This window comes from bacterium, assembly GCA_026129405.1.
Classification (GTDB): Bacteria; Desulfobacterota; Binatia; order DP-6; family DP-6; genus JAHCID01.
Genome location: JAHCID010000009.1, coordinates 31,814 through 52,700, shown reverse-complemented (window position 1 = coordinate 52,700; position 20,887 = coordinate 31,814). Strand labels below are relative to the sequence as shown.

At 71.7% G+C, this 20,887-nt stretch carries 18 protein-coding genes; 10 read left to right on the top strand and 8 right to left on the bottom strand.

Annotation, left to right across the window (positions count from 1 at the left end):
* Positions 1 to 3: 3 nt before the first annotated feature.
* The 6 genes from KIT14_22980 to KIT14_22955 all read right to left on the bottom strand — a co-directional run bounded on the left by KIT14_22980 (position 4) and on the right by KIT14_22955 (position 7,082).
* Positions 4 to 726: an acyltransferase family protein gene (locus KIT14_22980; GenBank protein ID MCW5893389.1), complete on the bottom strand. Its 723-nt coding sequence runs from the start codon at positions 724 to 726 to the stop codon at positions 4 to 6.
* A gap of 148 nt (positions 727 to 874) precedes the next feature.
* Positions 875 to 1,903: an NAD-dependent epimerase/dehydratase family protein gene (locus KIT14_22975; protein MCW5893388.1), complete on the bottom strand. Its 1,029-nt coding sequence runs from the start codon at positions 1,901 to 1,903 to the stop codon at positions 875 to 877.
* A 158-nt stretch (positions 1,904 to 2,061) separates the two neighbouring features.
* Positions 2,062 to 3,045, bottom strand: coding sequence for a transglutaminase family protein (locus KIT14_22970; protein ID MCW5893387.1), 984 nt, complete (start codon positions 3,043 to 3,045; stop codon positions 2,062 to 2,064).
* The gene (locus KIT14_22965) at positions 3,042 to 3,998 is read right to left on the bottom strand and encodes an alpha-E domain-containing protein (protein MCW5893386.1); all 957 of its coding nucleotides are present in this window, start codon (positions 3,996 to 3,998) and stop codon (positions 3,042 to 3,044) included. The genes KIT14_22970 and KIT14_22965 overlap by 4 nt, the downstream gene beginning before the upstream one ends.
* Positions 3,998 to 5,407, bottom strand: a complete 1,410-nt coding sequence (locus tag KIT14_22960) for a circularly permuted type 2 ATP-grasp protein (protein MCW5893385.1) — start codon at positions 5,405 to 5,407, stop codon at positions 3,998 to 4,000. The genes KIT14_22965 and KIT14_22960 overlap by 1 nt, the downstream gene beginning before the upstream one ends.
* 184 nt (positions 5,408 to 5,591) lie before the next feature.
* Positions 5,592 to 7,082 (bottom strand): aldo/keto reductase, encoded by a 1,491-nt coding sequence (locus KIT14_22955; protein MCW5893384.1) that lies wholly within the window; start codon positions 7,080 to 7,082, stop codon positions 5,592 to 5,594.
* 117 nt (positions 7,083 to 7,199) lie between these two features.
* Here KIT14_22955 and KIT14_22950 point away from each other — a divergent pair, with 117 nt between their 5' ends.
* The 7 genes from KIT14_22950 (at position 7,200) to meaB (ending at position 14,955) form a co-directional block, all read left to right on the top strand.
* Complete coding sequence (locus tag KIT14_22950; GenBank protein ID MCW5893383.1) at positions 7,200 to 8,030, top strand: cyclase family protein; 831 nt, start codon at positions 7,200 to 7,202, stop codon at positions 8,028 to 8,030.
* 53 nt (positions 8,031 to 8,083) lie between these two features.
* Positions 8,084 to 8,926 carry an HDOD domain-containing protein gene (locus KIT14_22945; protein ID MCW5893382.1) on the top strand — a complete coding sequence of 281 codons (843 nt, stop codon included), beginning with the start codon at positions 8,084 to 8,086 and terminating at the stop codon, positions 8,924 to 8,926.
* A gap of 4 nt (positions 8,927 to 8,930) precedes the next feature.
* On the top strand, positions 8,931 to 10,373 hold the full coding sequence (locus KIT14_22940) for a HAMP domain-containing histidine kinase (protein ID MCW5893381.1): 1,443 nt from the start codon (positions 8,931 to 8,933) through the stop codon (positions 10,371 to 10,373).
* Positions 10,374 to 10,568: 195 nt separating this feature from the next.
* Entirely contained in the window at positions 10,569 to 10,907 is a 339-nt protein-coding gene (locus KIT14_22935; protein ID MCW5893380.1) for a P-II family nitrogen regulator, read from the top strand.
* Between the two features lie 240 nt (positions 10,908 to 11,147).
* Complete coding sequence (locus tag KIT14_22930) at positions 11,148 to 11,408, top strand: hypothetical protein (GenBank protein MCW5893379.1); 261 nt, start codon at positions 11,148 to 11,150, stop codon at positions 11,406 to 11,408.
* A gap of 375 nt (positions 11,409 to 11,783) precedes the next feature.
* Positions 11,784 to 13,964 carry a methylmalonyl-CoA mutase gene (scpA, locus tag KIT14_22925; protein MCW5893378.1) on the top strand — a complete coding sequence of 727 codons (2,181 nt, stop codon included), beginning with the start codon at positions 11,784 to 11,786 and terminating at the stop codon, positions 13,962 to 13,964.
* A gap of 4 nt (positions 13,965 to 13,968) precedes the next feature.
* A complete protein-coding gene (gene meaB, locus KIT14_22920; GenBank protein ID MCW5893377.1) occupies positions 13,969 to 14,955 on the top strand; it encodes a methylmalonyl Co-A mutase-associated GTPase MeaB in 987 nt (328 codons plus the stop codon).
* A gap of 81 nt (positions 14,956 to 15,036) precedes the next feature.
* On the opposite strand, the gene KIT14_22915 is transcribed toward meaB, so the two are convergent.
* A complete protein-coding gene (locus tag KIT14_22915; protein MCW5893376.1) occupies positions 15,037 to 16,416 on the bottom strand; it encodes an ammonium transporter in 1,380 nt (459 codons plus the stop codon).
* 257 nt (positions 16,417 to 16,673) lie between these two features.
* Between KIT14_22915 and KIT14_22910 the strand changes: the two genes are divergently transcribed.
* Both KIT14_22910 and KIT14_22905 read left to right on the top strand, forming a co-directional pair.
* Positions 16,674 to 18,713 carry a protein meaA gene (locus KIT14_22910; protein ID MCW5893375.1) on the top strand — a complete coding sequence of 680 codons (2,040 nt, stop codon included), beginning with the start codon at positions 16,674 to 16,676 and terminating at the stop codon, positions 18,711 to 18,713.
* A 1-nt stretch (position 18,714) separates the two neighbouring features.
* On the top strand, positions 18,715 to 19,695 hold the full coding sequence (locus KIT14_22905; GenBank protein ID MCW5893374.1) for a protein kinase: 981 nt from the start codon (positions 18,715 to 18,717) through the stop codon (positions 19,693 to 19,695).
* 99 nt (positions 19,696 to 19,794) lie between these two features.
* On the opposite strand, the gene KIT14_22900 is transcribed toward KIT14_22905, so the two are convergent.
* Positions 19,795 to 20,136, bottom strand: a complete 342-nt coding sequence (locus KIT14_22900; GenBank protein ID MCW5893373.1) for a hypothetical protein — start codon at positions 20,134 to 20,136, stop codon at positions 19,795 to 19,797.
* 295 nt (positions 20,137 to 20,431) lie between these two features.
* On the opposite strand from KIT14_22900, the gene KIT14_22895 reads away from it, so the two are divergent.
* Entirely contained in the window at positions 20,432 to 20,860 is a 429-nt protein-coding gene (locus tag KIT14_22895) for a hypothetical protein (GenBank protein MCW5893372.1), read from the top strand.
* The last annotated feature ends 27 nt before the right edge of the window (positions 20,861 to 20,887 follow it).

The window sequence follows — 20,887 nt, the reverse complement described above, 5'->3', positions numbered from 1 at the left end:
GCTCTACCAGAAGAGCGAGCGGCGCGCCGCCAGGCCGTCGGCCAGCATCGCGGCGATGCGGGCCTTCACGCGCTCCACCTGCTCGGCGATCACCTCGTCCTCGTCGTTGGGGTTGCCCGTGAACGTCATCGGCTCGCCGAAGTGGACGTGGTACTTGACCGGCAGCGGCAGCAGGCCGAGCAGGCCGAGCCAGGGGAAGGTCAGCGTCACCGGGAAGGCGGGCATGCCGAGGAGGCGGCCGAGACCCTGGAGGTTCGCGATCGCCGGCGCCTGCTCCTCGGAGCCGACGACGGCGACGGGCACGATCGGCGTGTTGGTCTCGAGCGCGAGCCGCATGAACCCCTGACCGAAGTCCTGCAGCTGGTAGCGCTCCCAGATGAGCTTGTTCATGCCGCGGATGCCCTCGGGGAAGGCGATGACGGCCTCGCCCTTCTCGAGCAGCTGGATGCAGTTGCGCCGCGTGCCGACGACCGAGCCGGTGCGCACCATGGCGAGGTTCACCCACGGCACCGTCGGCAGCCAGTACTCGCCCATGCCGCGCACGATGCGCGGCGGCTCGGCCTCGAGGACCAGCGCCGTGCCGATCATCGCCGCGTCGATCGCCACCTGGCCGGCGTGGTTCGAGATGAGGAGCACGCGGCCGGAGGGGACGTTCTCGATGCCGTGCGTCTCGACGCGGAACCAGTAGCGATAGAGGAGCGTGCAGGCGAGCAGGGCCTGGCGCATGGCGCCGGGATGGAAGCCGAAGGCGTCGTAGCCGTAGGCGTTCAGCTCGGTCGGGATGCGCGCGAGTCGGCCGTCGATCTCCGTGCCGAGGGAGCCGAGGAGGTCGCTCGTCCCCTGGCACAGGCCCGCCACGGCGCGGACGGGCGCGTCAACGACGGACACTGGCGAAGATGTCCTCGAGCGAGAAGAGGGGGGCGAAGCCCGTGGCAGTGTGGAAGCGGCGGCCGTCGAGCGTCACCGGGTACTTGATGAAGTCGATCGCGCCCGAGGGCGTGTGGTAGAGGCCGAGGCTGAAGAGTTGCTTGAAGATCGCGCGCGCCAGCGGCTCGGGGATCGGCACCGCGAGGCCGCCGGTCTCGTGGACGGCGACCTTCAGCGGCACGGCCCCAGGGCCGACGACGTTGTAGACGCCGTGCGTGCCCGCCTGCAGCGCGAGGGCCACCGCCTCGGCGACGTCCTCCTCGTGGATGAACTGCATCATGGGATTGAAGCCCATGATCGTCGGCACGTAGCGCTGGCGCAGATAGCGGCCGATGGCGCTATGGACGTAGTAGCCGAGCGTGTTCACCGGCCGCAGCAGCGTGGTCGCGATCTCGGGGTGGCGCCACAGGAAGGCGCTCACCATCTGATCGACCTCGGCGAGGTCGCGCACCTCGGGGTAGGTGCGGCTGACGTTCAGCGCCTGGTCCTCGTCCATGTAGTACGGGTTGTCGGCGAGGGCGCCGTACACGTAGCTGCTCGAGAGCACGATCAGCCGCTTCACGCCGTAGCGCACGCAGTAGTCGAGGAGCAGCTTGGTGCCGAGGACGTTGACCTCGTGGCGCACGCGCGGATCGACGTTGAAGTGGCGGATCAGCGCATGGTGCACGACCGCGTCGGGGCGCTCGGTGCGGAAGATGTCCTCCATCTTCCGCTTGCGCAGGTCGAGCACGTGGACGTTCAGCGAGGGCGGATGGCCCTCCCAGGGCACGCGGTCGACGCCGGTCAGGCCGAAGGTCGCGGCGAGGCGGCGGGCGATGAGGCGGCCCTGGCCGCCGGCGATGCCGGTGATGAGGACCTTCTCGCCGGGCAGGGCGCCGCCGCGGGGGTGGAGGGTCGTGGGTCCGGCGTCGGGCGACGCCACGGGCGCGGACGCCTCCCCGAAGTGGAAGAGCTGCTCGGGGGTGTCGATCGGCATCCGGGCCATCGGTCGGGGCACGCTCCCCGCGAGAGTTATGCCCGGCAGGATGCGGAGGCTCAAGCCATCTGCGCCCGGGAATCTCGCCCCCGGCACGGGGACGGCGGTGCGGAGGGGAGCGCGCCGCCCGTCCCGGTGCGTCAGGGTGGTCCGGCGGATTACTGCTGCTGCTGCTGTTGCTGGTGCGGCTGCTGCGGCGGCTCGTCCTCGGCGACGACGATCGGGGGCGGTGCGGCCTCACGCATCACCTCGGCGCCGTCGTCGCCCGCCGCGGGCAGGACGCGGACGTCGACCGACAGCCGTTGCCCGGCCTCGCCCTTGTAGACGCCGCGCACCGGCGGCACGTCGCCGTAGTCGCGGCCGCTCGCGACCCGGATGTGCTGGGCGCCGGTCGCGCGGCCGAGCGTCGGATCGACGGCGACCCAGCCGACACCGGGCACGAAGAGCTCCGCCCACGCGTGCGACGCGCGTCCGCCGATCACGGTCTCGTCCTTGCGCTCGCCGTCCTCGAGGGCGCCGCGCGGAACGAGGTACCCGGAGACGTAGCGGGCGGGCAGGCCGCGCTGGCGCGCCATCCCGATGAGCAGGTGGGCGAAGTCCTGGCAGACGCCGGCGCCGGTTCGCAGCACGTCGTGCAGGGACGAGTGCACGTGCGTCGAGCCCTTCGCGTACTTGAACCGCGTGTGGATCAGCCGCGTGGCCGCGTGCACGAAGCCGAGCGACGCCCCGCCGCTCTCCGCTTCGGCGGCGCGCAGGAGCGGATCGAGCTCGGGCCCCGTCGCGACGTACGTCGACGGCATCAGGTAGTCGTAGTGGCCGTCGAGCAGCAGGGTCTGCTCGCAGACCAGATCGGCGAGCAGGCAGCCGGCGTCGGGCACCGGCGGCGGCTCGTGCACCATGATGATGGACTCGGCCTCGACGCGTAGCCGGCGGTGCTTCGGCATCACGTTGAAGCGGTGCACCCAATTGCCGAAGTAATCGCGCCACGCCGCCGGCTGCGACGACGGCGACGTGCGCAGCTTGAAGGTGACGCAGTTCTGCCACTCGTCGTCCTGCGGCTGGAGGTGGACCTCGTTGTAGCTCTCGGAGACGGGGCCGTCGTACTCGAACTCGGTCACGTGGACGACGCGGACGCGGTTCATGCGGTCACCTCTTGGTAGAAGTACGTGCGGGCGATGAGGTCGCCGATGGCGCGGCAGGTGCGCTGGACGTCGGTCATGCAGGTGTGCAGGCCGCGCGCGAACAGGTCTTCGATGCGGTCGTACTTGAGCCCGTCGTAGAGGCGGCCCGTCAGGCGCTCGGCCTCGTTGCGATAGGTCTCCGGCGGCGCGCCGCTGATCGCGTGCAGCGCCTGCTGGAGCCGGCCGATGCTGAAGCGTACCGAGCGCGGATGCTGCGGGTGCAGGATCAGCAGCTCGGCGACGCGCTGCGGATCGATGCGGCTGTGGAACGTACGGCGGTAGAACTCGTACGCGGCGACCGACTTGAGGACCGCCATCCATTGATGGTTGTCGGGCTCGACGCCCGCGGGCAGCCCTTCGAGGAGGGAGTGGTACTGGACGTCCACGATCCGTGCCGTCATGCCGGCGCGCTCGATCGCCTGGCCGCCGGTGAGGAACTGCCAGCCCTCGTCGCGGGGAAAGGTCGCCGCGGTGACGCCGGCGAAGCGCGCGCAGCCCGCCTTCACCATCGTGCAGAAGTCGTGCGGACCCGACGACAGCATCGCGTCGACCTGTGCGCGGCGCAGCTCGAGGTAGAGCGCGTTCAGCTCCTCCCACATGTCGCGCGAGATGCGGTCCCGGATCGCGCGTGCGTTCTCGCGCGCGTTCGCGATGCACTCGACGATCGAGTCGGGATTGTGCTCGCTGAAGCCGAGGAACTCGAACACCGCCCGCGGATCGGGCTCGGCGTACTGCGCGAAGAAGCGCTCGTGCTGGCCGGTGATGATGACGAGCGGCTCCCAGCGCACGCGGTACGGCTGTCCCGCGCCCTCGAGCAGCATGTAGTAGTTGACGTCGAGGATGCGGGCGGTGTCCTCGGCGCGCTCCATGTACCGCGCGATCCAGAACAGGGACTCGGCGATCCGGGACAGCATCACTCGTCGCCCGCCAGGACCCAGGTGTCCTTGCTGCCGCCGCCCTGGGAGGAGTTGACCACCATCGAGCCCTCGCGCAGCGCCACGCGGGTGAGCCCGCCCGGCACGATCGTCACGCGATCGCCGTCGTAGAGACAGTAGGGGCGGAGGTCGACGTGCCGGCCCGCGAGACAGCCCGCGTCGGGGGCCCAGCAGGGGACGCGCGAGAGCGGCACCACGGGCTGCGCGATGTAGTTGCGGGGGTCGTCGCGCAGCCGCTCGCGGAACTGGTCGAGCGTCGCGCGATCGGCGCTGGGGCCCATGAGGATGCCGTAGCCGCCGGACTCCGCGACCGGCTTCACGACCAGCTCGGGCAGGTGCTCGAGGACGTAGGCCAGCTGGCTCGGATCGTCGCAGAGCCAGGTCTCGACGTTGCGCAGGATCGGCTCCTCGCCGAGGTAGTACTTGATGAACTTCGGCACGTACGCGTACACCGCCTTGTCGTCGGCGACGCCGTTGCCGACCGCGTTGACGAGGGCGACGTTGCGCGCGCGGTAGGCGTTCACGAGGCCCGGCACGCCGAGGAGCGAGTCGGGCCGGAAGGTCAGCGGGTCGAGGAAGTCGTCGTCGATGCGCCGGTAGATCACGTCGACGCGCCGCAGGCCGTGGATCGTCTTCATGTAGACGACGTCGGCGTCGACCACGAGGTCGCGGCCCTCGACCAGCTCGATGCCCATCTGCTGGGCGAGGAAGCTGTGCTCGAAGAAGGCGCTGTTGTGGATGCCGGGCGTCAGCAGCGCGATGGTGGGCCGGTCACCGCCGCGCGGCGCGAGCACGCGCAGGATCTGGAGCAGCTCGATCGGGTAGTGGTCGACCGGCAGCACCTCGTGCTGCTGGAAGACGAGGGGCAGGGTGCGGGTCATCACCAGCCGGTTCTCGAGCACGTACGAAACCCCGCTCGGGGTGCGGACGTTGTCCTCGAGGACCACGTAGTCGCCGCTCTTCGAGTCGCGCACGAGGTCGATGCCGGCGATGTGGACGTGGATGCCGCGCGGCAGCTCCACGCCCGCGACCTCGCGGTGGAAGTGCTTGCAGGAGAGCACGAGGCTGCGCGGGATGGTGCCGTCACGCAGGATGCGCTGCGGGCCGTAGACGTCCTGGAGGAAGAGGTTCAGCGCGACGACGCGCTGGGCGAGGCCGCGCTCGACGCGGTCCCACTCCGAGCGCGGGATGATGCGCGGCACGAGGTCGAAGGGGAACAGCCGCTCGACCCCGCGCGCATCCGAGTACACCGTGAAGGTGATGCCCTGGAGCAGGAACGAGAGGTCGGCGAGCTTGCAGCGCTCGTCGAACTCGCTCGGCTCCATGGTCGCCAGGCGCGAGAAGACGCGGCGGTAGTGCGGCCGCGGCTCGCCCGAGGGCATGAACATCTCGTCGTAGAACGCGCCCGGGTCGTATCCGTCGATCAGCGACACCTCACCCCCTGCGGCGCATGGCAGCAACCGCCGTGCCCGCGTGGCTGAGCCCGCGAAGCGCCCGGAATATCGAGCACTCCGTTCCGGAACGCCCGTTTGGCATGCGGCGGCGTGCCCAAAGCATGGGCAGCCGCCCAGGCTAGATGGTGAGCCGATAGTGGGAGTCGAGCATCGCCGTGCGGATCGGGACGCCGTGCGGACAGTGCCCGGCGCAGGGCGCGGGACAGCCGGCGCAGAGGGAGGCGTTGCGTTCCCCGAGGGTCGCGTAGCGGCCGATGCCCTCGCGCTCCCAGCCGTAGTCGCGAGCGTACATCCGCCAGCGGAGCACGTCGTGGATCGGCAGTTCCTCGGGGCACTGGTCGAGGCACTGGCCGCAGTGCGGCTGGCAGTAGTCGCCCTGGACCAGCTGGTGGTAGCGGTCGAGCAGGGCGACGTCGGCCTCCGTCAGCGCGGTGCCGGACGCGGCGAGGTACTCGTCGACGTGCTGCGGCTTCGAGAACGAGACCACGAGGCACGACACGTTCGGGTTCGACAGCACCCAGCGAAACGCGGACTGGGAGTAGGCGCCGGCGTCGTCGCGGAAGCGCTGCAGGTTCTCGTGGCGGGCGCCCTTCAGCGTCTTCATCGCCACCACCGCGACGTCGTGCTGCTTCGCCTTCTCGAGGATGTGCTCGAAGTGCGGCCACATCTTGAAGTGGTAGGCGAGCATCATCACGTCGAAGCGCCCGGAGTCGATGGCCGTGTTCGCGACCTCCTCCAGGTTCGGCGTGTGCGTGCTGACGCCGAGGAAGCGGACCTTGCCCTGCTCCTTCAGGCGGTCGAACGCCTCGTGGATGTTCGGCGCCATCAGGCGCTCGACGCGATCGCAGGAGTGGATGTGGATCAGGTCGACGTAGTCGGTCTGCAGGCGCGAGAGGCTGTCCTCGACCGCGCGGATGATCTCCGGGACGGGGGTCTCGTCGCGCAGGTGGCCGTCGGGCCGGCAGAACTTCGTGGCGAGGAATATCCGGTCGCGCTTCCCCCTCATGGCTTCGCCGAGGAGCCGCTCGGAGCCGGCGCGGGAGTAGTCGGGCGCGGTGTCGATGTAGGTGACCCCGCGCTCGAGCGCCGCGCGCGGCACCTCGACGTCCTTGATCTGCCCGGAGCCGAGCGAGATGTCGGAGACCATGACGCCGGTGCGGCCGAGGCGCCGGTAGCTGCGGATCTCCGCGCTGGCCCACTCCGGCGACGGCGACGGCGACTCCGTCTCGACCTTGGCCTGGAAGAAGTCGCCGAAGATGGGCACCCAGCCGGCGTTGCGGCCGACCGCCGCCGCGACGCCGCCCACGGTGGCCGCGACGGTGAGCCCGCCGGCGCGCAGGACGGCGCGGCGCGTGCCGCCCGCCGGATCCGGCTCGGGCGCGACCGTCACCGGGGCGAAGGCGCCGGCGTCGTGGCACTGCGTGCACACGGGACGCCGCCGCCGCACCGTGCTCGCCGCCACCGCGGCGACGAGGACGAGGGCCGGTACGACGATCTTCCACGTGGGCAGGCGCGTGCGGTCGACGCCCTCGACGAGGTCGTGCAGGTACTGGCCGCCGAGCACGAAGGCGAGGCCGAGGCCGGCGGCCCACAGGGCCAGGGTCACCACACGGGGCACACGCACCGTCCGCGTCTCACAGGGTCCACCACACCGGGCACAGGCCATCGGGGCTCCTCCTCCGGCGCGCCTTGACGATCGCGGACGCGCCGACGCAGTGATCGTCGCATGACGTACCGTCGCCGCCCCGCTCCGCGCAACTCCCGTCCGGGCCGGGCCGGCCTCGTGCTGGCGCTGCTCGTGGCGCTGCCCCTCGGGGCCGCGGCGGCCCCTGACCTCGCCGATCTGACCGACGCCGATCTCGTCGACCTGACGCACGCGTTCGACACGCAGACGATCTACTGGCCGACGGCGCGGCGGTTCACCCTGGAGCCCGTCGCCCACGGCCACACGCCGGGCGGCTGGTGGTACGCGGCCAACGACTTCTGCGCCGCCGAGCACGGCGGGACGCACCTCGACGCCCCGATCCACTTCGCCGAGGGCGGGGCGACGGCCGACACCGTGCCGCTGCGGCGCCTCATCGGCCCGGCGGCGGTCGTCGACCTCACGGCGCGCGCCGACGCCGACCGCGACGCGCTGCTCGAGGTCGACGACCTCGAGGCCGACGAGCGCCGCCACGGCGCGATCCCGGCCGGCGCGATCGTGCTCGTGCGCACCGGCTGGGCGGCGCGCTGGCCGGACGCGGCCCGCTACCTCGGGACCGCCGTGCGCGGCGACACGGCGGGGCTGCACTTCCCCGGCGTCTCCGAGGCGGCGGCGCGCTGGCTCGTCACCGCGCGGGGCGTGCGCGCCGTCGGCATCGACACGGCGTCGATCGACCGCGGCACGTCGGCCGACTTCGCGGCCCATCGGGTCCTGGCCGCCGCGGGGGTGCCGGTCTTCGAGAACCTCGCGAGCCTCGACCGGCTGCCGCCCCGCCGGGCCGTCGTCGTGGCGCTGCCCATGAAGATCCGGGACGGCAGCGGGGGACCGCTGCGGGCGCTGGCGATCCTGCCATAGCGCCCTCAAGCCCGCGGCGTTCCAGGCCGATATCAGCCGGGGAGCGCCCACGGATGGACCACGACAGCCTCCAGCGGTTTCGCGCCGAAGTCATCGCCCGCAAGAACCTGCCGACGATCCCGCCGGTGCTGGCGGGCATCGTGTCCCTGATCGACAGCGACACGGCGGGCGCGCGCAAGCTCGTCGAGCTGATCGAGCGCGACCAGGCGCTCACGGCGAAGCTCCTGCGGCTCGCCAACAGCGCCTTCTTCGGCCAAGCGCGCCGCGTCTCGACGGTGCCGCGCGCGATCCTGCTGCTCGGCTTCACGACCGTGCGCAACCTGGCTCTCGGCGTGAAGGTGTGGGAGGCGCTCGGCGGTGACGTGGCGCGCAAGCGGCTGGAGGAGCTGTGGGCGCATGCGGTCGTCACCGCGGTCTGCGCCAAGGCGCTGACCGGGCGCCTGCGCCTGTGCGACCCCGACGAGGCGTTCACCGCGGGGCTGCTGCACGACGTCGGCCGTCTCGTCATCGCCGTGCGCTTCCGCGACCTCTACTGGGAGACGGTCGGCGGGGCGTCGGAGCTGGAGCCGGTGGACCGGATGGAGCAGGCGACCTTCGGCGTGGACCACGCCGAGGTCGGCGGCTGGCTTCTCGAGGCATGGAACCTGCCGCCGCTCATCGTCGAGGCGGTGCGCCAGCATCACGGCGACGACGCGCGCGGCGGTCTCTCGCGCGTCCTCGGGCTGGCGAACCGGCTCGTGTGCTGGACGGACCTGGGGCAGGGCGTGCTGCGCCCCGAGGCCGAGGAGGCGTTCGGCGACGACACCGCCGGCCTCGACGCCGAGGGCTGGCTGACGCTGGTCGCCGAGCTGCGGGACGGGGGCGCGTTCGGGGCGAGCGTCCTCGCGGACGGCTGACGGCATGGCGGTGGGATTCGATGAGCGCGCGCGGCGCGCCCTGGCGGAGATCGAGGCCCAGCGCGACGACGTCCTCGTCTGGCTCTCGGCGGCGCGTGCCGTCCTCGAGGTCGCCACACGCGGTCTCGGCGTGCGGCCCTGCGCGGGGGCGGTCGCGCAGCAGCTGGTCGCGCAGCTCGGGCTCGAGGCCTGCGCCGTCGCGCTGCGCGAGGGCGACGCCGACGGCGACACGCTGTGGCTCGCCGGCGTCGCCACCCAGGCCGACCGCCTGGGCGGCCCGCGCGACGACGTCTCGGAGGCCGGCTGGCTGACCCTCGCGCGGCTCGAGGCGCCCGACGGGGCGCCGACCTGCTTCCGGCGCACCCCCGACGCCGGCTTCGCCGCGGTCACGGTGAGCGAGCTCGACGGCGAGGGCTTCATGGTCCTGCCGTTCCAGGCCGGCGGCGAGACGGCCGGCGCGCTGGTCCTGCACACCCTGGTCGCGCCGGCGCAGACGTTCGGGCGCGGGCCCGCGCTCGCCATGCTCGGCGACATCGTCGGCCAGGTGCTCACCATGGCGCGCATGCGCGAGGCGACCGGCCGCCTCTGCGATCGGCTCTCCGAGGAGCTCGGCGCCGCCCGCCGCGTGCTGTCGGTACGCGAGGAGAGCCTGCGTGCGCGCGAGGAGAGCCTCGGCGCGCTGACCCAGGAGCTCCTGCGCTCGAACCGCGCCAAGAGCGAGTTCCTGAGCACCGTCTCGCACGAGCTGCGCACGCCGCTCAATGCGATCCTCGGCTACACCTCGCTCTTGCGCGACGGCGTCGTCGGCGCGCTCGCGCCCGAGCAGCTGCGGCTCCTCGAGCGCGCGCTCGGCAGCACGCGCAACCTCGGCCACCTGATCGACGACGTCCTCTTCTTCGTCCAGCTCGAGGCCGACACCGTGCTCGTGCGACCCGAGCCGCTCGCCGTCGCCGAGGTCGTCGAGGACGTCCTCGCGGCGTTGCCCGACCGCCCCGATCCGGGGCGGGTCGCGTTCGCGGTGACGATCGCGCCCGAGGCGGCGACGGTGCGCAGCGACGCGGCGCTGCTGCGGCGCATCCTGTTCCACCTCGTCGGCAACGCCTTCAAGTTCACCGCCGACGGGTGCGTCGACGTGGCCGTGCGCTCCGGCGCCGCGCCCGGTGAGGCGCTGGTCGTGGTGCGCGACACGGGGTGCGGCATCCCGGTCGAGTGTCAGGGCGACGTCTTCGACGCGTTCGCGCAGCTCGACGCCTCGGACACTCGCCGCCACGGTGGGCTCGGCATGGGCCTCGCGCTCGTGCAGCGCGCCGTGCGGCTCCTCGGCGGCGAGGTCACGCTCGAGAGCGAGCCGGGCGCGGGCAGCGAGTTCCGCGTCGTGCTGCCGGGCGCGATCGGGGCGGCGACGCGCCTGCCCGCCGATCTGCGCGCCGGGCGCGCGCTGCACTGACCACGCCGGCGTCGCGATGCGGCGCGTGCCGCGGGGGTTCGAGCACCCCGTCGGCGGTCCGGATCCCCCCGGAGCGCGCTTGCGCCATGGGCACCGCGCTGCCTACGCGGGCGGCAGCTCCCCAGGGTCGGCCTGGAAAATCGCGCCCTGGCGCCTTGCGGGCTGCTGGCCGCTGATTTGCTCTGCTCGGCTTCCATGAAGCGCATCGACGCCATCATCAAGCCGTTCAAGCTGGATGAGGTGAAGCAGCGTCTCGAAGCCGTCGGGGTTCGAGGCGTCACCGTGACCGAGGTCAAGGGCTTCGGTCGCCAGAAGGGCCATACCGAGCTCTACCGCGGTGCGGAGTACGTGGTGGACTTCCTGCCGAAGGTCCAGATCTCCGTGCTCGTTCCCGACGAGCGGCTGACGGACGTCGTCGATGCCATCGTCGAAGGCGCCCGGACGGGGCGCATCGGCGACGGCAAGATCTTCATCACGCCCGTGGAGGAGGTGATCCGGATTCGCACCGGCGAGCGCGGCGCGGCCGCGGTGTGATCGGTCGCCGAGGAGGGATGCCGATCTCGCGGCGGCTCGCGTGAATGCGTGCGGCAGACGCGTAACGCCAGCCAGGGGCGATCACCAAGCGAGGAGAGATCACGTTTCGGAGGTCCGTTTCATGCGACGCGCACTCGGAGTCACCGCCGGTGCCGGCGGGTCGGTCACCCTGGAGGAGCGGGGTGCGCCCGCCGTGTGCGGGCGTGCGGTGTGCGTTGCCGGATCCGGCGTGAAGGGGGGATGAGCACGGTGCCGCTGGGGCCGATCGGGACCAAGGACACGGACGTGGGAACGGTGAACGCGCGCCTCGCGGAAGCCGCGGAGACCGGAGACACGGTCGAAGTGATTCTCGTCGTGCGCGGAAAGATACGCGCCGTGCGCGGCGCGGACCGGCGGCGCTGGCGCCTGCGGGTCGATCGCGATCACGTGCTGACCTTCCGAGCGGAGTCGGTGGTGGCGGCGACGCCCGTCAAGCGCAACGGTGGATCGCATGGCACCTGAGGCGCGCCGGCGCGGACTGCCCTTGCGCTGGGCAACGCGCTGCTCGTGCGGCGAGCGTTGCGCGGGGGTGGTCGGAGAAAAGGCGCGCGTGTGCGACGTGGCGACGGCGGCACCAGCCTTGCAGTGAAAGATCGGCGTGATTCTCGGCTGGCCCGGCAACAACACACGAATCCCCCCTTCGTGGCCGGTGCGCGGCAGGAACAAGACAAGGCGAGTAGGCAAACGGGTCCGCATACCTGTTGGGTCGATGGGCAACCTGGCCGCCGCCAGCCGAGAGTCACGCTAAACCCCCCGCGCAGAGCGCAACGCATCGCGGCCCACGCGGGACCCGTCGCAGGTTTGAACCGCGATTCGATCCGGGTAAGGTACCCGCCCATGGCGGACGCCCGAGATGCTGCGGACTTGAAGCTCTGGCGCGACCTTGCAGCGAAGGAGCGCAAGGGCGCGAGCGCCGATGATCTCGTCTGGCACACCCCCGAGGGCATCGCGCTGAAGCCCCTGTGGACCGCGGCCGACGTGGCCGATCTCGACTTCGTCGACACGGTGCCCGGGGCGGTGCCGTTCCTGCGCGGCCCGCGCGCGACGATGTACGCGGAGAAGCCCTGGACGATCCGCCAGTACGCCGGCTTCTCCACCGCCGAGGAATCGAACGCGTTCTATCGCGCGAACCTCGCGGCCGGGCAGATGGGCCTCTCGGTCGCCTTCGACCTCGCCACCCACCGCGGCTACGACTCGGATCACCCGCGCGTCGTCGGCGACGTCGGCAAGGCGGGCGTCGCGATCGACTCGGTCGAGGACATGAAGATACTCTTCGACGGCGTGCCGCTCGAGAAGATGTCCGTGTCGATGACGATGAACGGCGCGGTGCTGCCGGTGCTCGCGAGCTTCATCGTCGCCGGCGAGGAGCAGGGCGTGCCGCGCGCCCAGCTCACGGGAACCATCCAGAACGACATCTTGAAGGAGTTCATGGTTCGCAACACGTACATCTATCCGCCGGCGCCGAGCATGCGGATCGTCGCGGACATCATCGAGTTCACCTCGAAGGAGATGCCGAAGTTCAACAGCATCTCGATCAGCGGCTACCACATGCAGGAGGCGGGGGCGACGTGCGATCTCGAGCTCGCCTTCACGATCGCCGACGGCCTCGAGTACGTGCGCGCCGCGCTCTCGAAGGGCCTCGACGTCGACGCCTTCGCCGGGCGGCTCTCCTTCTTCTGGGCGATCGGAATGAGCTTCTATATGGAGATCGCCAAGATGCGGGCCGCACGGCTTCTCTGGGCGACGCTCATGCAGAAGCACTTCCAGCCGAAGAAGGCGGGCTCGCTCATGCTGCGCACGCACTGCCAGACGTCGGGCGCGAGCCTCACCGAGCAGGATCCGTACAACAACGTCATCCGGACCACGATCGAGGCGATGGCGGCGGTCTTCGGCGGCACGCAGAGCCTGCACACGAACTCCTTCGACGAGGCCATCGCGCTGCCGACCGACGCGTCGGCGCGCATCGCGCGCAACACGCAGCTGATCCTCCAGCTCGAGACCGGCATCCCGAAGGTGATCGATCCGTGGGGCGGCTCGTACTTCATGGAGAGCCTCACCCACGCGCTCGCCGCCAAGGCGCTCGGCCTCATCGACGAGTGCGAGCAGATGGGCGGCATGACGAAGGCCATCGAGGCGGGGTGGCCCAAGCTCAAGATCGAGGAGACCGCCGCCCGCCGCCAGGCGCGCGTCGATCGCGGCGACGACGTCGTCGTCGGCGTCAACAAGTTCCGCCTCCCCGAGGAGCCGGACATCGACGTGCGCGAGATCGACAACACCGCGGTGCGCGAGGCGCAGGTCCGGCGCCTGGAGCAGATCCGCCGGACGCGCGACGGCGCCAAGGTGCGCGCGACGCTCGCGGCGCTCGCGACGTGCGCCGAGACGGGCGAGGGCAACCTGCTCGCGCTCGCCGTCGAGGCGGCGCGTGCCCGGGCCAGCGTCGGCGAGATATCCGACGCGCTCGAGAAGGTGTGGGGCCGCTACCATGCCGAGGTGCGCTCGATCTCCGGCGTCTACGGCGCCGCCTGGGAGAACGACGCCGACTGGGTCGCCCTCCAGCGGGAGATCGCCGCGTTCGCCGACGCCCACGGCCGCCGCCCGCGCATGCTCGTCGCCAAGGTCGGCCAGGACGGGCACGACCGGGGCGCGAAGGTCATCGCCACGGCGTTCGCCGACCTCGGCTTCGACGTCGACGTCGGCACGCTCTTCCAGACGCCCGAGGAGATCGCCCGCCAGGCGGTCGAGAACGACGTCCACGTCGTCGGCGTCTCCACCCAGTCGGGCGGCCACAAGACGCTCGTGCCGCAGATCGTGGCCGAGCTGGCGAAGCTCGGTGCCGGCGACATCGTCGTCACGGCAGGCGGCATCATCCCGGCGCGCGACTACGCGATGCTGGAGCAGGCGGGCGTGAAGGCGATCTTCGGCCCGGGAACGCACGTGCCGAAGGCCGCGCGCCGCGTCCTCGAGCTCATCCAGCAGGCACAGCACGGGCAGCGTCCCGGGGCCGCCGTCGGCCAGTAGCGACGTGGACGCGGCCGAGCTCGCGAGCCGCGTGCGGGCCGGCGACCGCCGGGCGCTCGCCAAGGCGATCACCCTCGTCGAGAGCACGCGTCCCGATCACCAGGCGGCGGTGCAGCGGCTCCTCGAACGGCTGCTGCCGTACACCGGGAGCGCCGCGCGCGTCGGTATCACCGGTGTGCCCGGCGCGGGCAAGAGCACGTTCATCGAGGCCTTCGGCCTGTCCCTGATCGCCGACGGGCATCGCGTCGCCGTCCTCGCCGTCGATCCGTCGAGCGCGCGCTCGGGCGGCAGCATCCTCGGCGACAAGACGCGCATGGTGCGGCTGTCGACGGCGCCGGAGGCCTACATCCGTCCGAGCCCGTCGGGCGGCTCGCTCGGCGGCGTCGCGCGGCGGACGCGCGAGGCCATGCTCGTGTGCGAGGCGGCCGGCTACGACGTGATCCTGGTCGAGACGGTTGGGGTGGGGCAGTCCGAGGTGGCGGTCGCCTCTATGGTCGACTTCTTCCTCGTGCTCATGCTGCCCGGCGCGGGCGACGAGCTGCAGGGCATCAAGAAGGGCATCATCGAGCTGGCCGACGCCCTCCTCGTCAACAAGGCCGACGGCGACAACGTCGCGCGCGCCGGCCTGGCCGCCGCCGAGTACAAGAACGCCCTGCGCCTCTTCCGCCACACGACCGCGACCTGGGATCCGCCGGTGCTGCTCGTCTCCGCGCTCGAGGGGCGCGGCATGGACGCCGTATGGGGGGTGATCGCCGATCACCGGGGGCGGCTGTCGGCGACCGGCGAGCTCGCGCAGAAGCGACGCGAGCAGCGGCGCGCCTGGCTCTGGTCGCTGGTGCGCGAGGGGCTCGAGCAGCATTTCCTCGGCCGCGCCGACGTGCGCGCCCTGCTGCCGGTGGTCGAGGCCGGCGTGGCGTCGCAGGAGATGACGCCGACCGAGGCGGCGCGCCGCCTGCTGGCGCTGCTCGACGGCGGTCCCGGCGGGTCCTGAGCGCACGACCGCCCGGACGGCGCGGGCCGTCCGGGCGGTTGGTTCGTGGTTGCGGCGCGCGCGGCGCGCCGACGGAGGGGATCAGTGGTGGACGGGCAGGCCCATCTGGGTCGAGCCGCTCTCCATCGAGTAGGCGCTCTCGCTGTGCTCCGCGAGGTCGAGACCGCCGATCTCGTCCTCCTCGGACACCCGCAGGGAGCCGAAGATCATCTTGAGGACCAGTAGGATGACGACCGTGGCCACCGGCGCGAAGATGGCCACGAAGCCGATGCCCTTCAGCTGCACCATGATCTGCTGGGCGTTCGACTCGATGTCGGAGCCGAGCGTGACCGCGAAGATGCCCGAGGCCAGCGCGCCCCAAGCGCCGCCGAGCGCGTGGACGCCGAAGACGTCGAGCGAGTCGTCGTACCCGAGCGCCGGCTTCATGAAGGTGACGGCGACGTAGGAGATGATGGAGACGCCGACGCCGATCCAGATCGCGCCCATCGGCGACACGTTGCCGCAGGCGGGCGTGATGGCGACGAGGCCTGCCACCGCCGCGGTGGCACCGCCGAGGGCGGTCGGCTTGCCGCGGTGGAGCCACTCGACGATGGCCCAGACCACGACCGCGGCGGACGCGCAGGTGCTCGTGTTGAGGAAGGCGAGCGTCGCCAGCGGGCTCGCGGAGAGCGCGCTGCCCGCGTTGAAGCCGAACCAGCCCATCCACAGCATGCCGGCGCCGACGAGGCAGAGGGGCAGGCTGTGCGGCGGCATCGGCTCCTTCCCGAGGCCGCGGCGCGGGCCGATCATGATCGCCGCGACGAGCGCCGAGAAACCGCTCGACATGTGAACGACGAGGCCGCCCGCGAAGTCGATCGCGCTGTCCTTGTAGATCCAACCCTCGCTCGACCAGACCATGTGCGCGAGCGGGCAGTAGACCACGAGGAGCCAGACGACGATGAACGCCACGTAGGCGCTGAACTTCATGCGCTCGGCGACCGCACCGAGCATCAGCGCCGGCGTGATGATCGCGAACATGCCCTGGAACATCACGAAGATGTACTCGGGGATGTTGCGTCCTGAGCCGTTCTCGACGGCCGAGTCGAGCGTGATGCCCGAGAGGCCGACGCGGCTGAAGTCGCCGACGAACGCGTTGCCCGTGCCGAAAGCGAGGCTGTAGCCGACGAGGATCCACAGCACACCGATGACACCGGCCGAGATCACACACTGCATGAAGACGTTGAGGACGTTGCGGGATCGGACGAGGCCTCCATAGAAGAGCGCCAGGCCGGGCAGGGTCATCGCCAGCACCAGTGCGGCGGCGGTGATGACCCAGGCGGTGTCGCCGCTGTCGAAGGTGGGCGCTTCGGCCGCGGCTTCCTGTGCCCAGGCGCCGGCGGCCGACAGTACGGCGGCACAACCGGCCGCCAGGGCGGCGGTTCGACGGGTTGCAGATCGCAGGCGAGGGTGGGCGTTTTTCATGCCGGCCGGGTGAGCAAGTCACGCGCCAAGCTGTCATGGCGGCTGCGTGCCGCCCCGATCGCGCCGAACGTCCACGTCGGCAGCGCATTCGTGGGCGCGATCCTGCGCTGCACGCGGCGGCAACGCAGACGCGGGGCTGCCGCCGAAGGAGGCAGCCGCTCAGCGGATGGGCACCGCGCCCGCGGCTTGGATGACCCGTAGCGTCAGGGGTAGACTCGCCGGACGGTCGCATCCGGCGGCCACCGAGGGAGCGACCCATGACCCGCCCAGCCCATCTCCTCGTCGACAAGGACGGCCGTCCCACCCGCGACGCGCCGTGGATCTTCCGCACCTACGCCGGCCACACCAACGTGCGCGCGTCGAACACGCTCTACCGCGACAACCTGTCGCGCGGGCAGACGGGCCTCTCGATCGCCTTCGATCTCCCCACCCAGTGCGGCTACAGCTCCGACCACGGGCTGGCCGGGCCTGAGATCGGCAAGGTGGGCGTGCCCGTGAACAGCCTCGACGACTTCGAGCTGCTGTTCGAGGGCATCCCCATCGAGACCATCAACACATCGATGACCATCAACGCGACGGCCATGTGGCTGCTGTCGCTCTACGTCGCCCTCGCCGAGCAGCGCGGCGTGTCGCCGACGGCGCTCCAGGGCACGACCCAGAACGACCTCGTGAAGGAGTACCTGGCGCGGGGCACGTACATCTTCCCGCCGAAGCCGTCGATGCGGCTCATCGTCGACATGTACGAGTACTGCCTGCACGCGATCCCGCGCTGGAACGCGTCGAACATCTGCTCGTATCACCTGCAGGAGGCCGGGGCGACGCCGACGCAGGAGCTGGCCTTCGCGCTCGCCAACGCCGCCTCCCTGCTCGACGCCATCGAGGCCCGCGGCACCTTCTCGCACGACGACTTCGAGCGGTGCGTCGGCCGCGTCTCTTTCTTCACGAACGCCGGCATCCGGTTCGTGGAGGAGATGTGCAAGATGCGGGCGTTCGCCGAGCTATGGGACGAGATCACGCGCGACCGCTACCGCGTGCAGACGGCGAAGTACCGCCTCTTCCGCTACGGCGTGCAGGTGAACTCCCTCGGCCTCACCGAGGAGCAGCCCGAGAACAACGCCTGGCGCATCCTCATCGAGGCCCTCGGCGTCACGCTGTCGCGCAAGGCGCGCTGCCGCGCGCTACAGCTGCCGACCTGGAACGAGGCCCTCAGCCTGCCGCGGCCCTGGGATCAGCAGTGGTCGCTGCGCCTGCAGCAGATCCTCGCCTACGAGACCGATCTGCTCGAATACCCGGACCTCTTCGACGGCTCGCCGGTGGTGGCCGCGAAGGTCGAGGCGCTCAAGGAGGCCGCCCGCGCCGAGATGAAGGTCATCGCGGAGATGGGCGGCGTGCTCGAGGCGGTCGAATCCGGCTACCTCAAGTCGGCGCTGGTCCGCAGCCAGGCCGAGCGGCTGGCGCGCATCAACGCCGGCGACACCCTCATCGTCGGCCGCAACCGCTGGACCGAGGCCCTGCCGTCACCGCTCCTCGGCGGCGACGACGGCGGCATCTTCCGGGTCGACGCCGCCTCGGCGGCCGAGACGCTCGAGATGCTGCGCGCGACCAGGAGCCGCCGCAGCCAGGGCGAGGTCGACGCCGCGCTGAAGGCGCTGGTCGACGGCGCCCGCGCCGGCACCAACCTGATGCCGCTGTCGATCGCCTGCGCGAAGGCACGGGTCACGACGGGCGAGTGGGCGGCGGCGCTGCGCAGCGTCTTCGGCGAGTACCGGCCGGCCACGGGCGTCGACGGGCAGCACCTCGCCCTCGAGACCCCGCGGGTGGCGGCGGTGCGCGCCCGGGTCGAGGCCTGGGCCCGGGCGCATGGCCAGCGTCCGCGGCTGGTCGTCGGCAAGCCCGGCCTCGACGGCCACTCGAACGGCTCCGAGATGATCGCGGTCGCCGCCCGCCACGCCGGCTTCGACGTCGTCTACGGCGGCATCCGCATGACCCCGGCCGAGATCGTGCAGTCGGCGGTGGAGGAGGACGCCAGCGTGCTCGGGCTGTCGGTGCTGTCGGGCTCGCATCTCGAGGTCGCGAAGCTCGTCCTCGACGAGCTGGCGGCGCAGGGCGCGCGCGACGCCATCCCGGTCGTCCTCGGCGGCATCGTGCCCGAGGGCGACATGCCGGCGCTGCGCGAGCTCGGCATTCGCGCCATCTTCACGCCGCGGGACTTCGACCTGATGGACGTCATGGACCGCATCCTCGACGTGATCGGGGCCCCGCACGACGCGCCCGAGCCCCGCGTCGCCAGTGCCTGAGGTGCCCGCGGCGCTCGACGAGCCGACCCGGGCGCTCCTCGCCCGGGCGGCGGCGCTCGAGAAGCACCCGCTCGCGCGCCTGATCTCCGTCGTCGAGCGGGACCACCCCGGCGCGCGCGTGCGGCGGGCGGCGCTGTTCCGCCACCTCGCGGCCCACGCCGAGACGTATCCGCGTCGCGGCCGCGTGATCGGCGTGACCGGCACGCCGGGTGCGGGCAAGTCGTCGCTCATCGGCCGCGTGGCGCTCGAGGTGCTCGCCACCGATCCCACCGCGAGCGTCGCCGTGCTGGCGATCGACCCCACGAGCCCGACCTCGGGCGGCGCGCTGCTCGGGGATCGGGTGCGGACGAGCTTTCCCGTCGGCGAGCGGCGCATCTACTTCCGCTCGCAGGCGACGCAGGGCGATCTCGGCGGCGTCGGGCGGCGGACCTTCGCCGTCTCCCGGCTCCTGCGCCATCTCTTCGACTTCGTGTTCGTGGAGACGGTCGGCATCGGGCAGAGCGAGATCGAGATCAGCGCGCTCGCCGACCGCACGCTGCTCGTGCTCCAGCCGCTCGGCGGCGACCACGTGCAGTTCCTCAAGGCCGGCGTGATGGAGGTGCCGGACGCCTTCGTCATCAACAAGTGCGACGAGGCTGCGCTCGCGCGCCGCAGCGCGCACGAGCTGCGCACGGCGCTCGAGTGCGCGCGCATCGGCGCCGACGGCGCGCCGCTGCCCGTCTTCCTGACGAGCGCCGTCAGCGGCGCCGGCGTCCCCGAGCTGACGGACTGGCTCCGCCGCGAGACGCCGCACCAGACCCGCGACGGCCAGCGCCGCCAGGAGCGCCACTTCCTGCGCCGCGCGATCGCCGAGCGCTACGGCGCGTTCGGCGTCGCGATCCTCGACGAGATGACCGCCGCCGCGAGCCCGGACGGCGCAGCGGCGCTCTACGAGGACGTCGAAGCGGCGGCGCTCGACGCGATCGCAGCGCGGGTGCGGTAGCCTACGACGCCCGACTCGCGGGCGCATGGGACGGCGTACACGAACGTCCCGCGCGTGTCGGAAAGCCGACGCTCGGCGCGGTGGGGTGCGGGGCGCGAATCAGGCCGCGCGGCGTGCGGCGAGGCGCAGAGGCCGGCCGCCCATGTTGCCGAGCGGCGCGCGGCCGGCGTGCCGCGCCCGGTACGCCTCGACCCGCCGGTCCATCTCCTGCTGTTCCTCGGCGGTGAGCATGAAGCGGAAAAAGTAGCCGCCGGTGCTGGCCGGGAGGTGGACGGGCAGGTGACCCATCTCGGTGAAGCGGCGGCGCAGGCTGCCGTCGCCGCGCCCGATGTAGAGGACGTTGCGGACCAGGTTGGCGATCTCGAAGACCCCGGCGTCCTCCGGGAGGCCGGCGATGTTGTCGGGGTTCAGGCGCAGCCACCGTCCGGGTTCGACGTCCATGGCAGGTGGATCGAGCAAAGCGCATGCCGGCCGCGGGCGGTTGCGAGACGGGCGCGGATGGGCGGCGCCGCGTCGCATCCGTAACGGCTGCGGCGCGTTCCCGGCGCTCGCGCCGGCCGTGCCGCGTCGCGTCCTTTCTTTCCTTTGGACGCCGCGAGCCGCTCGGCGGCCGTCCGTGCGGCCTCGGCATCGTGGTGCCGACGCGAGGCGGCGCGCGCTGCCGGTGCCCGAGCCGGCCGGGGTTGTCCCCGTCCCGCGGCCTCTGATACTCGGCCCGCCGCGACGGGAGGGCAGGATGGCTGGTCGAAGCTTCGGCGCCGCGCTGGCGGCGGCATTCGTGGTGCTGTCGGGATGCGTGTCGGTCGACTACGTCGGGCAGAGCTACACACCGACGTCCGCGGTCGATCTCTACTTCTCGCCCGACGACGTGAAGCGCCCCTACACCGTGATGGGCGAGGTGACGGCCCAGATGGAGGTTCTTCCGTTCCAGAGCACCGGCCAGCAGCTCCAGCAGAAGCTCATGGAGGAGGCGCGGCGGCGCGGCGCCAACGGCATGATCGTGGGCTCCATGTCGACGCGCGAGGTCGCGGCCACCCAGCAGACCAGCGGCCAGGAGCAGTGGAAGAAGCAGGGCAAGAAATCGAAGGGGACCTACACCGAGACCACCACGACCTCGACCGAGGAGCAGGCGGAGCTGCGCGGGACGCTGATCCGTTACGAGTGAGCCGTCCCCGCATGCGTGCTACAGCGG